At 72.8% G+C, this 14,567-nt stretch carries 17 protein-coding genes; 14 read left to right on the forward strand and 3 right to left on the reverse strand.

What is annotated here, in order from left to right:
• Positions 1 to 12 precede the first annotated feature (12 nt).
• The 8 genes from HNQ01_RS19995 (at position 13) to bioB (ending at position 7,723) form a co-directional block, all read left to right on the forward strand.
• A complete protein-coding gene (locus HNQ01_RS19995; protein ID WP_173807276.1) occupies positions 13 to 1,491 on the forward strand; it encodes a cobyric acid synthase in 1,479 nt (492 codons plus the stop codon).
• Between the two features lie 60 nt (positions 1,492 to 1,551).
• On the forward strand, positions 1,552 to 2,616 hold the full coding sequence (gene cobT / locus HNQ01_RS20000; protein WP_173807305.1) for a nicotinate-nucleotide--dimethylbenzimidazole phosphoribosyltransferase: 1,065 nt from the start codon (positions 1,552 to 1,554) through the stop codon (positions 2,614 to 2,616).
• Between the two features lie 16 nt (positions 2,617 to 2,632).
• Complete coding sequence (cobS, locus tag HNQ01_RS20005) at positions 2,633 to 3,424, forward strand: adenosylcobinamide-GDP ribazoletransferase (protein WP_173807277.1); 792 nt, start codon at positions 2,633 to 2,635, stop codon at positions 3,422 to 3,424.
• 11 nt (positions 3,425 to 3,435) lie between these two features.
• On the forward strand, positions 3,436 to 3,981 hold the full coding sequence (locus HNQ01_RS20010; protein ID WP_173807278.1) for a histidine phosphatase family protein: 546 nt from the start codon (positions 3,436 to 3,438) through the stop codon (positions 3,979 to 3,981).
• A 100-nt stretch (positions 3,982 to 4,081) separates the two neighbouring features.
• Entirely contained in the window at positions 4,082 to 4,477 is a 396-nt protein-coding gene (gene panD / locus HNQ01_RS20015; RefSeq protein ID WP_173807279.1) for an aspartate 1-decarboxylase, read from the forward strand.
• A 93-nt stretch (positions 4,478 to 4,570) separates the two neighbouring features.
• Positions 4,571 to 5,920, forward strand: a complete 1,350-nt coding sequence (gene bioA, locus HNQ01_RS20020; RefSeq protein WP_217427629.1) for an adenosylmethionine--8-amino-7-oxononanoate transaminase — start codon at positions 4,571 to 4,573, stop codon at positions 5,918 to 5,920.
• Positions 5,910 to 6,626, forward strand: coding sequence for a dethiobiotin synthase (gene bioD / locus HNQ01_RS20025; protein ID WP_286181017.1), 717 nt, complete (start codon positions 5,910 to 5,912; stop codon positions 6,624 to 6,626). The genes bioA and bioD overlap by 11 nt, the downstream gene beginning before the upstream one ends.
• A 59-nt stretch (positions 6,627 to 6,685) precedes the next feature.
• Positions 6,686 to 7,723 carry a biotin synthase BioB gene (bioB, locus tag HNQ01_RS20030; protein ID WP_173807280.1) on the forward strand — a complete coding sequence of 346 codons (1,038 nt, stop codon included), beginning with the start codon at positions 6,686 to 6,688 and terminating at the stop codon, positions 7,721 to 7,723.
• Between the two features lie 21 nt (positions 7,724 to 7,744).
• Here the strand turns inward: bioB and HNQ01_RS20035 are convergent, their stop codons facing one another.
• Entirely contained in the window at positions 7,745 to 8,677 is a 933-nt protein-coding gene (locus tag HNQ01_RS20035; RefSeq protein ID WP_173807281.1) for a LysR family transcriptional regulator, read from the reverse strand.
• Positions 8,678 to 8,807: 130 nt separating this feature from the next.
• Between HNQ01_RS20035 and HNQ01_RS20040 the strand changes: the two genes are divergently transcribed.
• Positions 8,808 to 9,599: an SDR family NAD(P)-dependent oxidoreductase gene (locus HNQ01_RS20040; protein ID WP_173807282.1), complete on the forward strand. Its 792-nt coding sequence runs from the start codon at positions 8,808 to 8,810 to the stop codon at positions 9,597 to 9,599.
• Positions 9,600 to 9,642: 43 nt separating this feature from the next.
• A complete protein-coding gene (locus HNQ01_RS20045; protein ID WP_173807283.1) occupies positions 9,643 to 10,467 on the forward strand; it encodes a cobalamin-binding protein in 825 nt (274 codons plus the stop codon).
• Here the strand turns inward: HNQ01_RS20045 and nth are convergent.
• Entirely contained in the window at positions 10,458 to 11,096 is a 639-nt protein-coding gene (gene nth, locus HNQ01_RS20050; protein ID WP_173807284.1) for an endonuclease III, read from the reverse strand. The two genes, HNQ01_RS20045 and nth, sit on opposite strands and share 10 nt — an antisense overlap.
• Before the next feature lie 121 nt (positions 11,097 to 11,217).
• Here nth and HNQ01_RS20055 point away from each other — a divergent pair, with 121 nt between their 5' ends.
• Positions 11,218 to 11,577 carry a hypothetical protein gene (locus HNQ01_RS20055; protein ID WP_173807285.1) on the forward strand — a complete coding sequence of 120 codons (360 nt, stop codon included), beginning with the start codon at positions 11,218 to 11,220 and terminating at the stop codon, positions 11,575 to 11,577.
• On the opposite strand, the gene HNQ01_RS20060 is transcribed toward HNQ01_RS20055, so the two are convergent.
• Complete coding sequence (locus HNQ01_RS20060; RefSeq protein WP_173807286.1) at positions 11,544 to 11,948, reverse strand: YchJ family protein; 405 nt, start codon at positions 11,946 to 11,948, stop codon at positions 11,544 to 11,546. The genes HNQ01_RS20055 and HNQ01_RS20060 overlap by 34 nt on opposite strands.
• Positions 11,949 to 12,039: 91 nt before the next feature.
• Here HNQ01_RS20060 and yaaA point away from each other — a divergent pair, with 91 nt between their 5' ends.
• The 3 genes from yaaA (at position 12,040) to HNQ01_RS20075 (ending at position 14,566) form a co-directional block, all read left to right on the forward strand.
• Positions 12,040 to 12,813, forward strand: coding sequence for a peroxide stress protein YaaA (gene yaaA, locus HNQ01_RS20065; protein WP_173807287.1), 774 nt, complete (start codon positions 12,040 to 12,042; stop codon positions 12,811 to 12,813).
• Between the two features lie 100 nt (positions 12,814 to 12,913).
• Complete coding sequence (locus tag HNQ01_RS20070) at positions 12,914 to 13,780, forward strand: 2OG-Fe(II) oxygenase (protein WP_173807288.1); 867 nt, start codon at positions 12,914 to 12,916, stop codon at positions 13,778 to 13,780.
• A 105-nt stretch (positions 13,781 to 13,885) separates the two neighbouring features.
• Entirely contained in the window at positions 13,886 to 14,566 is a 681-nt protein-coding gene (locus tag HNQ01_RS20075) for a hypothetical protein (RefSeq protein ID WP_173807289.1), read from the forward strand.
• Position 14,567: the final 1 nt, after the last annotated feature.

Genomic DNA, 14,567 nt, shown 5'->3' on the forward strand with positions numbered 1-14,567 from the left:
GACACCAGGACGATGACAGGCAAGGCGATCATGGTGCTGGGCACCACCAGCGGGGCGGGCAAGAGCTGGCTGGCCACCGCGCTGTGCCGCTGGTATGCGCGGCGCGGTCTGCGGGTGGCGCCGTTCAAGGCGCAGAACATGAGCAACAACGCGCGGGTCGTGCCGGCGCCGGACGGGCGCATGGGCGAGATCGGCAGCGCGCAGTATTTCCAGGCGCTGGCGGCGCGTGCCGTGCCCGAGGTGCGCCACAACCCCGTGCTGCTCAAGCCCGAGGCCGACACCCGCAGCCAGGTCGTGGTGATGGGCGAGGTGCGCCGCGACCTGGCCGAGGTGCCGTGGCGCCGGCGCAGCGAGGCGCTGTGGCCGCATGCGCGCCAGGCGCTGGCCTCGCTGCAGGCCGAGCATGATCTGGTCGTGATCGAAGGCGCTGGCTCCCCTGCCGAGATCAATCTGCACGCCAGCGACTACGTCAACATGCGCACCGCGCGCGCCGCCGAGGCCGCCTGCCTGCTGGTGACCGACATCGACCGCGGCGGCGCCTTCGCGCACCTCTACGGCACGCACCAGCTGCTGCCGGTGGAGGAGCGCGTGCTGATCCGCGGCTTCGTGCTCAACCGCTTCCGCGGCGACGCGGGCCTGCTCTCGCCGGGGCCGGAGATGCTCGAGCAGCTCACCGGCGTGCCCACGCTGGCGGTGCTGCCGATGTGGCGCGAGCACGGCCTGCCGGAAGAGGACGGCGTCTTCGACGACCGCAGCACCGGCGCCTCCGCGGCGGCACGCCCGCTGCGCGTCGCGGTGGTGGCCTATCCGCGCCTGAGCAACCTCGACGAGTTCCAGCCGCTGCGCAACCTGGCCGGCGTGCGGCTGAGCTGGGCGCGCCATCCGCATGATCTGGACGGCGTCGACTGGATCATCCTGCCCGGCTCCAAGCACACCGGCGCCGACCTGGCCTGGCTGCGCGCGCAGCGGCTCGACGCGGCGATCGCGCGCCATGCGGCCGCGGGTGGCGTGGTGCTGGGCATCTGCGGCGGCCTGCAGATGCTGGGTGAGGCGCTGGTCGACCTGCACGGCATCGACTCGCCCGGCGGCGAGAGCAACGGCCCCGGCCTGGGCCTGCTGCCGCTGGTGACGCTGTTCGAGCCCGACAAGCTGCTGGCGCCGACGCAGGCCACCTTCGCCGCGCTGTCGGGCCCGTGGGCCGCGCTCTCGGGCGTGCGCTTCGACGGCTACGAGATCCACCACGGCCGCACCGCGCCGCACGCCGATCTGCCCGCGCCCGCAGTGGCGCTGCGCAACGCTGCCGGCGAGGTGCTGGGCTGGCAGCGCGGCCCGGTGCTGGGCCTGTACGCGCACGGCCTGTTCGAGTCGCCGGCGGTGCTGCGCGCGCTGTTCGGCGCGCAGGTGCGCACGCTCGACGCCGTCTTCGACGGCCTGGCCGACTTCCTCGACCGCCATGTCGCGCCGGACACGCTGGACGCGCTGATCCGCTGATCCGCGCTTTTCCTGTTTCCCCTGTCCCCCCGAGAAGCACAAAGGACAAGACCGATGACGATGGACCTCTCCTCCGCCCGCGCCGCCCTGGCCGGGCTGCTCGATGTCGCCGACCTGCATGACGAGGCGCTGCAGGCGCGCGTGCAGCTCGCGCTCGACCGCAAGACCAAGCCGCAGGGCTCGCTGGGCCGGCTGGAGTCGCTGGCGCTGAAGCTGGCGCTGATCCAGGGCCTCGAGCGCCCGCAGCTCCAGCATCCGCAGATGGTGGTGTTCGCCGCCGACCACGGCCTGGCCGCGCGCGGCGTCTCCGCCTTCCCGAGCGACGTGACCTGGCAGATGGTCGAGAACTTCCTGGCGGGCGGCGCGGCGGTCAGCGTGCTGGCGCGCCAGCACGGGCTGGCGCTGTCGGTGGTCGACGCGGGCGTCAAGCACGAGTTCGCGCCGCGCCCGGGCCTGATCTCGCGCAAGATCGGCTGGGGCACCGCCGACGCGCTGCAGGAGCCGGCGATGTCGCTGGCCGAATGCGTCGCCGCGATCGAGACCGGCGCCGGCGTGGTGCGCAGCCTGCCGGGCAACGCGCTGCTGCTGGGCGAGATGGGCATCGGCAACACCTCGGCGGCGGCGCTGCTGATGGCGCGGCTGACCGGCGAGTCGATCGACCGCTGCACCGGCCGCGGCACCGGCGTCGACGGCCCGGCGCTGGTGCGCAAGACCGAGATCCTGCGTCAGGTGCTGGCGCGCCATGCCGACGCGACCGACGCGCTGGCCGCGCTGGCAGCGCTGGGCGGCTTCGAGATCGCGATGATGGTCGGCGCGGTGCTGCAGGCCGCGATGGAGCGCCGCGTCATCGTCGTCGACGGCTTCATCGTCAGCAGCGCGGTGCTGGTCGCCTCCCGGCTGGCACCGGCGGTGCTGCAGCGCTGCGTGTTCTCGCACCAGTCCGACGAGAGCGGCCACCGGCTGATGCTCGCCCGCCTGGAGGCCGAGCCGCTGCTGGCGCTGGGCCTGCGCCTGGGCGAGGGCTCGGGCGGTGCGCTGGCCTGGCCGCTGCTGGAATCGGCCTGCCGCATCCTGGCCGAGATGGCCAGCTTCGAGGCGGCTGGCGTGTCCGACCGCGAGGCCTGAGCGTGGACACCGCCCGATGAGCCTGCTGCTGCACGAGCTGCGCCTGTTCTTCGTGGCGCTGCAGTTCTTCACCCGCGTGCCGGTGCCGGCCTGGGTCGGCTGGTCGCCGGAGTGGATGCACGCCAGCTCGCGCCACTATCCGCTGGTCGGGCTGTGCGTCGGCGCGGTCGGCGCGGCGGTGCTGCTGGGCGCGGCCGGGCTGTGGCCGCTGCCGGTGGCGGTGGGCCTGTCGATGGCGGCCACCGTCTGGATGACCGGCGGCTTCCATGAGGACGGTCTGGCCGACACCTGCGACGGCCTGGGCGGCAGCGTCGGCCGCGAGCGCGCGCTCGCCATCATGAAGGACTCGCGCCTGGGCAGCTATGGCGCGCTCGGCCTGGTCGGCGTGCTGGGGCTGAAGGCCGCGGCGCTGCACGGGCTGGCCGCGCAGGACCTGACGGCCGCCGCGCTGGCGACCGCCTGGGCGCATGGCCTGTCGCGGGTGGCGCCGGTGCTGCTGCTGCGCGCGCTGCCCTATGCGGGTGACCCGGAGCACGCCAAGGCCAAGCCGATGGCGCAGCAGATCTCCGGCGGCGGCCTGGGCTGGGTGATCGCGGTGGCGCTGGCGCTGTGCGCGGGCGCGGCGGCGTGGGTCGGCGCGCGGCCCGTGCTGGCCGGCGCCTGCGCCACGGCTGCGATGACGCTCTGGTGCGCGCGCTGGTACCGGCAGCGCCTGGGCGGCTACACCGGCGACACGCTGGGCGCCTCGCAGCAGCTCGGCGAGGTCGCCGGCCTGCTGGGCTGGCTGGCGGCGCTGGGCGGGGCCTGACGGGGGGACGCATGAACGAACTGCACATCTGGCGGCACCCCAAGCCGGTCGGCGCCTCCGGCCGCTGCCTGGGTCGCACCGACCTGCCGGTCGATCCTCGCAAGGCCCGCCGCCTGGCGCACCGCATCCGCCAGCATGCGCGCCGCCACGGCCTGCCGCGCGAGATCCTGACCTCGCCGCTGCGGCGCGGGCGCGAGGTCGGGCGCTGGCTGCGCCGCTGGGGCTGGACGCACCGCATCGAGCCGGGCCTGATCGAGCTGGACTTCGGCACCTGGGACGGCCGGCCCTGGCGCGAGATCGCCTGGGCCGAGGTGGCGGCGTGGGAAGCCGACTTTGCCGGCCATGCGCCCGGCGGCGGCGAGTCGCTGGACCGGCTGCGCGAGCGGGTCGCCGGCGTGCTGATGCTGCTGGCCGCGGCCGGCCGGCCGGTGCTGGCGGTCGGGCACGCCGGCTGGATGAACGCGCTGGCGCTGCACGGCCGACGGGACGCGCCCACCGCCGCCGACTGGCCCGCGCCACCGCGCCATGGGGCCATTCGTGTGGCGACCCTTTTGTGATTAATAATTACGGTCGTCCGACTCGACCGGACTGCGGCGAATCGTCCCGCCAGCCGTTACCATCCGCCGCCTCCGACCGACTCATCCGACCCCGACCGCCATGTTCCGCACGCTGCTGAAGTCCAAGATCCATCGCGCCACCGTCACCCACTGCGAGCTGCACTACGAAGGCTCCTGCGGCATCGACGAGGACCTGATGGACGCCGCCAACCTCTGCGAGAACGAGCAGATCCACATCTGGAACATCAACAACGGCGAGCGCTTCGTCACCTACGCGATCAAGGCGCCGCGCGGCAGCGGCATCTTCTCTCTGAACGGCTCGGCGGCGCGTCGCGCCTCGGTCGGCGACCTGATCATCATCGCCGCCTTCGGCCTGGTGGCCGAGGAGGGCGTGGCCGCCCACGAGCCCAAGCTCGTCTTCATGGACGAGAAGAACCAGGTGAAGGAGCTGCGCTCGCATCCGGAGAACCCGGAGCAGACCTCGCCGCTGCGCTGAGCCGACGACCCCGACCGGACCGCCTTGCCCGTGAGCCTGAACGACGACTGGCGCGCCCGCAGCCTGCGCGCGGTGTGGCATCCCTGCACCCAGATGAAGCTGCACGAGGGCCAGCCCGGCGGCCGCCCCGGCCTGCCGCTGGTGCCGGTGGTGCGCGCCGAGGGCGTCTGGCTGCATGACGCCGAGGGGCGCCGCATCCTCGACGGCATCAGCTCCTGGTGGGTCAACCTGTTCGGCCACAACCACCCGGCGCTGCGCGAGGCGCTGGTCGACCAGCTCGGCCGGCTCGACCACGTCATGCTGGCCGGCTTCACCCATCCGCCGGTGGTGGAGCTGTCCGAGCGGCTGGGTGCGCTCACCGGCCTGGGCCATGCCTTCTACGGCAGCGACGGCGCCTCGGCCACCGAGATCGCGCTGAAGATGAGCGCGCATGCCTGGCGCAACCAGGGCGAGCCGGACAAGACCCGCTTCGTCGGCCTGGCCGGCGGCTACCACGGCGAGACGGTGGGCGCGCTGGCGGTCACCGACCTGGGCATCTTCCGCGACGCCTACGCGCCGCTGGTGCGCCTGGCCGCCACCGTCGACAGCCCCGATGCCCGCGGTGCCCGCCCGGGCGAAAGCGCCGCCGACGTGGCCGAGCGGGCCGCCGCCGCACTGGCCGTATGGCTGGAGGCGAACCACGCGCAGACGGCCGCCGTCATCCTGGAGCCGCTGGTGCAGTGCGCCTCCGGCATGGCGATGCACGATCCGGTCTACCTGCGCCGGGTGCGCGAGCTGTGCGACCGCTGGCGGGTGCATCTGGTGCTCGACGAGATCGCGGTCGGCTTCGGCCGCACCGGCACGCTGTTCGCGCACCAGCAGGCCGGCATCCGGCCGGACTTCCTGTGCCTGTCCAAGGGCCTGACCGGCGGCATGCTGCCGCTCTCGGCCGTGCTGACCACCGACGCGGTCTACCGCGCCTTCTGGGACGACGAGGTCGCGCGCGGCTTCCTGCATTCGCATTCCTACACCGGCAACCCGCTGGCCTGCCGTGCGGCGCTGGCGGTGCTCGACCTCTTCGAGCGCGAGGCGGTGCTGGCGCACAACCGCGAGACGGCCGCCGCGCTCGACGCCCGGCTGGCGCCGCTGCATGCGCACCCGCGGGTGCGCCACGCCCGGCGCACCGGCATGATCTGGGCCTGGGACATCGACACGACGCTGCCCGACTTCGCCCGCCGCTACGGCCGCGCGGCGCTGGAGCGCGGTCTGCTGCTGCGCCCGATCGGCCGCACGCTCTACCTGATGCCGCCCTATGCGATCGATCCTGCGGGCGAGGACGGCAGCGGCGCCTTCCTGGCGCGCACCGCGCTGGAGGCGCTCGAGGCCACGCTGGCGCAGGAGGGCGAGGTCGCGCCCGCGCCCTCGGCCGCCCCGTCCGGCACCGGAGCCATCGATGCGGTCTGATCAGTCTGATCTGCGCTCCGTCTTCGTGATCGGCACCGACACCGGCGTGGGCAAGTCGCTGGTGAGCGCGGCGCTGCTGCGCGGCGCGGCGCAGGCCGGGCTGCGCGCGGTCGGCATGAAGCCGGTGGCCGCCGGGCTCGACCTGCAGCCCGACGGCTCGCGGGCCTGCGGCGACGTGCTGGCGCTGCAGGCGGCCGGCAACGTCGCGGCCGATCCGGCGCTCGTCAATCCGTTCTGCCTGCCCGATCCGCTGTCGCCGCATCTGGCGGCGCGCCGCGCCGGCCGGCGCATCACGCTGGCGCCGATCGTCGCGGCGCACCGCGCGCTGTGTGCCCAGGCCGACCGGGTGATCGTCGAGGGCGCCGGCGGCTTTCTCGTGCCGCTGGACGAGGGCGATGGCGATCCTGCGCCCGGCGCGCCGCTGCTCACCGGCGCCGATCTGGCGCAGGCGCTGGGCGTGCCGGTGGTGCTGGTGGTCGGCCTGCGCCTGGGCTGCCTGAACCATGCGCTGCTGACCGCCGAGGCGGTGCGCGCGCGCGGCCTGACGCTGGCCGGCTGGGTCGCCAACCGCATCGACCCGGCGATGGCCTGCGCCGACGAGAACCTCGATTTCCTGCGCCGGCACATCCCGGCGCCGCTGCTGGCCGACGTGCCGCACGCCTCGCGCTGGCCCCAGGGCTGGCAGCCGAGCCTTTTCCTGTCCTGATCCGTCCGATCTGTCCTGACCTGTTGCGCGCTTCTTGTTCCCGCGCTGGAGATTCCCGAATGAGCCTTGTCCAGAACCCGTCCGCCTGCGCCGCCCCGTCCGCCGACGCCTCGCAGCCGATCACGCTGGTGCGGCCGGCGCGCGCGGCCGAGCCCGCCGCGGACGCCCGCTGGAGCGTCGAGGCGATCGAGGCGCTGTTCGATCTGCCCTTCAACGATCTGCTCTGGAAGGCGCAGCAGGTCCACCGCGAGCACTTCGACGCCAACGAGGTGCAGCTCTCGACGCTGCTGTCGATCAAGACCGGCGGCTGCCCGGAGGACTGCGGCTACTGCCCGCAGTCGGTGCACCACGACACCGGCGTCGAGGCCGGCAAGATGCTCGACATCAAGGCGGTGCTGGAGGCCGCCAGCTGCGCCAAGGGCCAGGGCGCGACCCGCTTCTGCATGGGTGCGGCCTGGCGCGCGCCGAAGGACCGCGACATCGAGAAGGTCGCCGAGCTGATCTCGGGCGTGAAGGCGATGGGCCTGGAGACCTGCTGCACGCTGGGCATGCTGAGCGAGTCGCAGGCGCACACCCTCAAGGACGCCGGCCTCGACTACTACAACCACAACCTCGACACCGCGCCCGAGGCCTACGGCCGCATCATCTCCACCCGCGACTACCAGGACCGCCTGGACACGCTGGAGAACGTGCGCCGCGCCGGCATGAACGTGTGCTGCGGCGGCATCGTCGGCATGGGCGAGTCGCGCCGCGAGCGCGCCGGGCTGGTGGCGCAGATCGCCAACCTGACGCCGTACCCGGAATCGGTGCCGATCAACGAGCTGGTGCAGGTCGAAGGCACGCCGCTGCACGGCACCGACAAGCTCGACCCGCTGGAATTCGTGCGGACCATCGCGGTGGCTCGCATCACGATGCCGACCGCGCGCGTGCGCCTGTCGGCCGGCCGCGAGCAGATGGGCGAGGCGGTGCAGGCGCTGTGCTTCCTGGCCGGCGCCAACTCGATCTTCTACGGCGACAAGCTGCTGACCACCGGCAACCCGCAGTCCGAGCGCGACCGCGCGCTGCTGGACAAGCTCGGGATGAAGACCCGCGCCTGAGCGCGGTGGCCTGGGCGCGGTTCAGGACGCCGCGTCGGGCCCGAACAGCCCGGCCAGCCAGTCCATGAAGCTGCGCACGCGCCGTGGCTGGTGGCGCCGGTGCGCGTAAAGCAGCGTGACCGGCATCGGCGCCGGCCGGTGGTCGGGCAGGATCTCGACCACCGTGCCGGCCGCGATGCGCTCGCGGGCCCGGGCGCGCGGGATCTGCACGATGCCCAGCCCGGCTTCGCAGGCGGCCATGTAGCCTTCGCTGTTGTTGACCGTGACTGCGCCCGGCATCGCGATCGAGCGGGGGCGGTCGTCGCCGGGCGCGCCATCCGGGTCGACGAACTCGAAGCCCGCCGGCCGCACACCCGGGTTGGGCTGGTAATGCACCAGCCGGTGCCGTTCCAGATCGGCCAGGCCGGTCGGTACGCCGTGACGGGCCAGATAGGCCGGACTGGCGATGTTGACCATCTCCAGCGCCCCGAGCGGCCGGGCCACCAGCCCCTCGGCCACCACCGGACCCACCCGCAGCACGCAGTCGAAGCCCTCGCGCACCAGGTCGACGCGCCGGTCGGTGCTGCACACGTCGATCTTCAGCGCCGGATGCCGGGCCAGGAACTCGGGCAGCCGGGGCAGCACCTGCCCGCGGGCGACGCCCAGCGGCATGTCCACGCGCAGTCGGCCGGTGAGCTGCGCCGGATCGTGCTGGAACAGCGTGCGCAGCTCGTCCAGGTCCGCCAGCACGTCCTGGCCGCGCTCGGCGAAGGCCTGGCCATCGGGCGTGAGCTGCACGCGGCGGGTCGTGCGGTGCAGCAGCCGGGTGCCCAGGTGCGCCTCCAGCCGCTGCACCGCCGAGGACACGGTGGCCCGGGGCAGGTCGAGCTGGCGCGCGGCCTCGCTGAAGCTGGCCAGCGCGGCCACCCTCAGGAAGACGCGCAGGTCGTCCGGCGAGAAGGCGGGAGAAGTCATGCCCGATCATGCCCGATTCCGGCCGGATTGGACGATGAGGCGAGACAGTGTGATCGAAGAGATGAGGTTTGTCCGGATCGGGCGCCTGAATAGAGTGGCGACCTTCTTCCTTCGTTCCCAGGAGCCCCCGATGAGCACCGATTCTTTCCTCTCCCCGCGCCGCGTCGTTCTCGTCACCGGCGGCAGTCGCGGCCTGGGCCGCTCGGCCGTGCTGCACCTGGCCCGCGATGGCTGGGACGTGGTGTTCACCTACCACCAGCGCGTGGATGCGGCCGATGCGCTGCGCGCCGAGCTGGCCGCCGATCCGCGCACCTCGGACCGCCGAGTCGCCGCGCTGCGGCTGGACACGTCGAGCACCGCCGGCTTTGCCCGCTTCGTCACCGAGCTGAGCGAGGTGCTGGCGCGCGATTTCGGCGGTGCGGCGCTGGATGCGCTGGTCAACAACGCCGGGTTCGGCGTGCACGCCCCGCTCGCCGAGACGACCGAGGCGCAGTTCGACGCGCTCGTGAACGTGCATCTGAAGGGCGTGCTCTTCCTGACGCAGGCCCTGCTGCCCCTGCTGCGCGACGGCGGCAGCATCCTGAACGTCTCCAGCGGGCTGGCGCGATTCAGCCTGCCGGGCTACGGCGCCTACGCGATGATGAAGGGTGCGGTCGAGGTGATGACGCGCTATCTGGCCAAGGAGCTGGGCGGGCGTCGCATCCGTGTCAACACGCTGGCGCCCGGCGCGATCGAGACCGACTTCGGCGGCGGTGCCGTGCGCGACAACCAGGCGCTCAACGCGATGATCGCGTCCCAGACCGCGCTCGGGCGGGTCGGCCTGCCCGACGACATCGGCGCTGCCGTGAGCGCGCTGCTGTCCGATCGCACCGGCTGGATCAACGGCCAGCGCATCGAGGCGTCGGGCGGCGTGCTGCTCTGAAGGTCGCGGCGCCGGCCGGCCGGAGCGCCTACCATGACGCCCCATGCAAGCAGCCGCCTCTCTTTCCTCCGACCTGTTCCCCCGCCGCATCGTCTGCCTGACCGAGGAGACGACCGAGACGCTCTACCTGCTCGGCCAGGAGGAGCGCATCGTCGGCATCTCCGGCTACACCGTGCGCCCGCCGCGCGCGCGTCAGGAGAAGCCGAAGGTCTCGGCCTACCTGAGCGCGAAGATCGACAGGATCCTCGACCTGGAGCCCGACCTGGTGCTGGGCTTCTCGGACCTGCAGGCCGACATCGCCAGCCAGCTGGTGCGCGCCGGCGTGGCGGTGCATGTCTTCAACCAGCGCACGGTGGCCGAGATCCTGCGCATGATCGCGATGGTCGGTGCGATGGTGGGCGCGCAGGCGCAGGCCGCGGCGCTGCTGGCCGAGCTGCAGCAGGGCCTGGATGCGGTCGCCGCGGCCGGCCGTGCGCTGCCGCGCCGCCCGCGGGTCTACTTCGAGGAATGGCACGAGCCGATCATCACCGGCATCGGCTGGGTGTCGGAGCTGATCGGGCTGGCCGGCGGCGAGGAATGCTTTCCCGAGCTGGCGGGGAAATCACTGGGCAAGGACCGCATCGTCGCCGACCCGCTGGAGGTCGTGCGGCGCGCGCCGGACGTGATCCTCGGCTCCTGGTGCGGCCGCAAGTTCCGGCCTGAGCAGGTCATGGCTCGGGCCGGCTGGGAATCCGTGCCGGCGGTCGTGAACGCGCAGGTGTTCGAGATCAAGTCGAGCGAGATCCTGCAGCCCGGGCCGGCCGCGCTGACCGACGGCGTGCGCCAGATCCAGCGCCGCCTGCAGGACTGGGCGCGGCTTCACGCCTGATCGGTCTTCGCGTCGAAGTCGCAGCAGTCCGCCACCGCGCAGGCGCGGCAGCGCGGCTTGCGCGCCTGGCAGACGTAGCGGCCGTGAAGGATCAGCCAGTGGTGCGCGTCCTTGGCGAACTCGGCCGGGATGCGCGCCAGCAGCTTCATCTCGACCTCGTAGGGCGTGCGCCCCGGCGCCAGCCCGGTGCGGTTGCCGACGCGGAAGATGTGGGTGTCGACCGCGCAGGTCGGCTCGCCCCAGGCGACGTTGAGCACCACGTTGGCGGTCTTGCGCCCGACGCCGGGCAGCGCCTCGAGTGCCTCGCGGCTGCGCGGCACCTGGCCGCCGTGCTGGTCCAGCAGGATCTGCGCGGTCGCCACCAGATTCTTCGCCTTGTTGCGGAACAGGCCGATGGTGCGGATGTAGGCCTCGACGCCTTCCACGCCCAGCGCGACGATCTTCGCCGGCGTGTTGGCGACCGGAAAGAGCCGGCGCGTCGCCTTGTTGACGCCCACGTCGGTGGCCTGCGCCGACAGCAGCACGGCGGCGAGCAGCTCGAACACCGAGCTGTATTCCAGCTCGGAGGCGGGTTGCGGATTGGCATCGCGCAGCGTGACAAAGAAACGCTTGATCGCGTCGGAGTTCATCGGAGAGCTTTCAAGAATCCCGTGCATGAGGGGACATCATCGAACCGGGGGATGCAGTCGCACCGATTGTGTGCCGAGAATGGAAATCATGAGCTCGCGCCCGACTCCCCGCCCCGTTCCGATGCATCGTCATCCTCCCGAGCTGGCCTGCATCGCCTGGGCCTTCATCGGCATGGCCGCGCTTCAGGCCTGCGCCGAGCCGGCCTCGGTGGCGCTGACCGCGGTGCTGGGCGGCACCGGGCTCGGGCTGATGCGGCTGCATTTCTGGGCTCGCACCGCGGCCGTCACGCTGCTGCTGGCGCTGATCGCGCTGCTGGCGCTGCCGCTGGGGCCGCAGCCCGGCGTGCTGGCGACGCTGCTGCCGGCGGCGATGCTGCTGCGGCTGCTGTCGCCGGGCATGCGCCGCCACTTCGCGCTCGAGGCGCTGGCGCGTGCCCGCCACACCGCTCAGCGGCTGCGCGAGAGGTCGCCGTCGAGGTAGTACCAGCGGCCGTCGATGCGCTCGAAGCGGCTGACCTCGTGCAGCCGATGTGCCCGGCCGCCGAGCTTGCTGCGCGCGACGAACTCCACCGTCGCATGGTCCGCGTCCTGGCGCTGGTGGCGCTTGACCTCCAGGCCGAGCCAGCGCAGGCCCGGCTCGTTGGGCTCGATCGAGGCCGGACGCGTGTCCGGATGCCAGCTCGCCAGCAGGTAGTCGAGCCGGTCGAGCACGAAGGCGCTGTAGCGCGAGCGCATCAGCGCCTCGGCGTCCGGCGCCTGGCCGGCGAGCTCGCCGGCGTGGTAGCGGCCGCAGCAGGCCGGCAGGGGGCGGCCGCTGCCGCACGGGCAGGGCAGGGTGTCGGGCGTGTCCATCGGCGCGATTGTCCGCGGGATCGGCGGGCCGGGCTGCTACGCTGCAGGCTTCCGACGCTTCATCCCGCCTGATTTCGCCTGCGCTCCCGTCATGCTGTTCCTGCTCTCGCCCGCCAAGTCGCTCGACTACGAGACCCCGGTGCCCGCGGCCCTGCGGCCGACCGTTCCCCTGTTCAACGACGAGGCCGCCGCGCTGATCGAGCAGCTGCGCGGCCAGACGCCCGCGCAGCTGGCCACGCTGATGGCGCTGTCGGACAAGCTCGCCACGCTCAATGTCGCCCGCTACGGCGCCTGGCAGACCGAGGCCACGCCCGACAACAGCAAGCCGGCGGTGCTGGCCTTCGACGGCGATGTCTACGACGGCCTGCAGGCCGGCTCGCTCGACGCCGAGGCGCTGGCCTGGGCGCAGCAGCATCTCGTCATCCTGTCGGGCCTGTACGGCGTGCTGCGCCCGCTCGATGCGCTGCAGCCCTACCGGCTGGAGATGGGCACGCGCTGGCCCAACCCGCGCGGCCGCGATCTCTACGCCTGGTGGGGCGACCGCATCGCGCAGCACCTGAACGAGCGTCTGGCGGGTGACGCCGTGCCGGTGGTCGTCAACCTGGCTTCCCAGGAGTACGCGAAGGCGGCGCTGCGCCCGGCGCTGCGGGCCCGGGTGGTCGAATGCGTGTTCGAGGACTGGAAGGGCGGCGCCTGGAAGATCATCAGCTTTCACGCCAAGCGGGCGCGCGGGCTGATGATGCGCCACGCCATCGAGCATCGCCTGGCCACGCCCGAGGCGCTGCGCGGCTTCGACCGCGACGGCTACGCCCATGCGCCGGAGGTCTCGACGTCGGACCGCCTGGTGTTCCGGCGCCGCGCCTGAGCGCGTTTCGATACCTGTCGTCACACCAGGAAACAAATCGCCACGGATGGCTTGATGTGGGGCAGCCCGAAGCTCCGCTCGACGCTGACAGAATCGCAGGATGACCACCCAGATGAGCATGCAGACGGCCACCCCCGAACTCCGCCAGTGGATTCTCGAGCAGGCGCAGGCCGGCCACACGCCGGATGCGGTGCTGCAGGCGATGGTGCAGTCCGGCTGGGACGAGGAGGTCGCGCTCGAGGCGCTCGAGCAGACGCTCTCGGGCTTCCTGGCCGAGCGCGGCGCGGCGGGCGCGGGCCTGCCCGAGCCGGTGCCGGTGCCCGAGCCGCGCCTCGACGGCCGCACGCGGCTGCGTCTGCCCGACGGGCACGAGGTCGTGGTGGCGCTGCAGATGCACGAGCCGCGTGTCGTCGTCTTCGCCGGCTTTCTCTCCGACGGGGAATGCGACGCGCTGCGCGACCTGGCCGCGCCGAGGCTGGCGCGCTCCGAGACGGTGGACAACGTCACCGGCGGCAGCGAGGTCAACGAGGCCCGCACCAGCGCCGGCATGTTCTTCGCGCGCGGCGAGACCGCGCTGATCGACCGCATCGAGCAGCGAATCTCGGCGCTGGTGAACTGGCCGGTCGAGAACGGCGAGGGCGTGCAGGTGCTGCACTACGGCCCCGGCGCCGAGTACAAGCCGCACTACGACTACTTCGACCCCTCGCAGCCGGGCGCGCCGAGCATCCTGCGCCGCGGCGGCCAGCGTGTCGGCACGCTGGTGATGTACCTGAACACGCCCGAGGCGGGCGGCGCCACCGTGTTCCCGGATGTCCGGCTGGAGGTCGCGCCGGTCAAGGGCCACGCGGTCTTCTTCAGCTACGACCGCGCGCATCCGGTCAGCCGTTCGCTGCATGGCGGCGCGCCGGTGATCGCCGGCGAGAAGTGGGTCGCGACGAAGTGGATGCGCGAGCGTCGCTTCGACTGACCGGCGCATGCCGCTGATGCCTCCGACGCCGCTGGCGTCGCCCGGCCTTCCGGCCTTTTCCCTTCCGCCTTTCTTCCCGCATCCGACCGACAGGAGACCTTCCCGATGCCCTCGCTGATCCCCGCGCTTGCCGCCCTCCTGCTGGCCGCCGGCGCGCAGGCCCAGACCTCGACCGGCCAGACGCCGATGCCGATCACCACGCCGGCGCTGCCGGCCGCCTCGGCGCCGGTCTCCCGGCCCGACCCGGCCACGCTGCGCGATCCTGCCGCGGTGGCAAGTTCGCCCCGGCTGAAGGCCGAGCAGGCGCTCGCCGAGCGCGAGCGCGCCCGCCAGGCGGCGGCGGCCGAGAAGCGCAGCCACCAGCACAAGGCTGCCGACAAGACCGAAAAGGCTGAAAAGGCCGAGAAGACCGCCAGGGCGCTGAAGGCGGACAAGGCTGCCGAGAAGGCCGCCGCCCGGAGCGCGAAGGCGGACAAGGCCGAGAAGGCCGCCGCCGCGCACAAGGACAAGCCGCGCGCCGAGCATGCGACCCGGGCCGAGCAGCGCAAGGCCGAGCGTCAGGCGCGTGCCGAGAAGCTGGCGGCAAAGGCCGAGAAGACCGAGAAGGCCGCCAAGGCCGAGAAGTCGGCCAAGGTGGCCAGGGCCGAGCGGGCCGACAAGGCGGATCGCGTCGCTGCCCGCAAGGCCCGCGAGGAGCGGGTCGCGGCGCAGCGCGCTGAAAAGACCGCAGCCCGCGCCGAGCGGGTCAAGGCCGCGGCCGCGCTGAACGACGGCTCGCGTCCCTGAG

This window comes from Sphaerotilus uruguayifluvii, from assembly GCF_013294065.1.
In the GTDB taxonomy this organism is placed as follows: Bacteria; Pseudomonadota; Gammaproteobacteria; order Burkholderiales; family Burkholderiaceae_C; genus Sphaerotilus; species Sphaerotilus uruguayifluvii.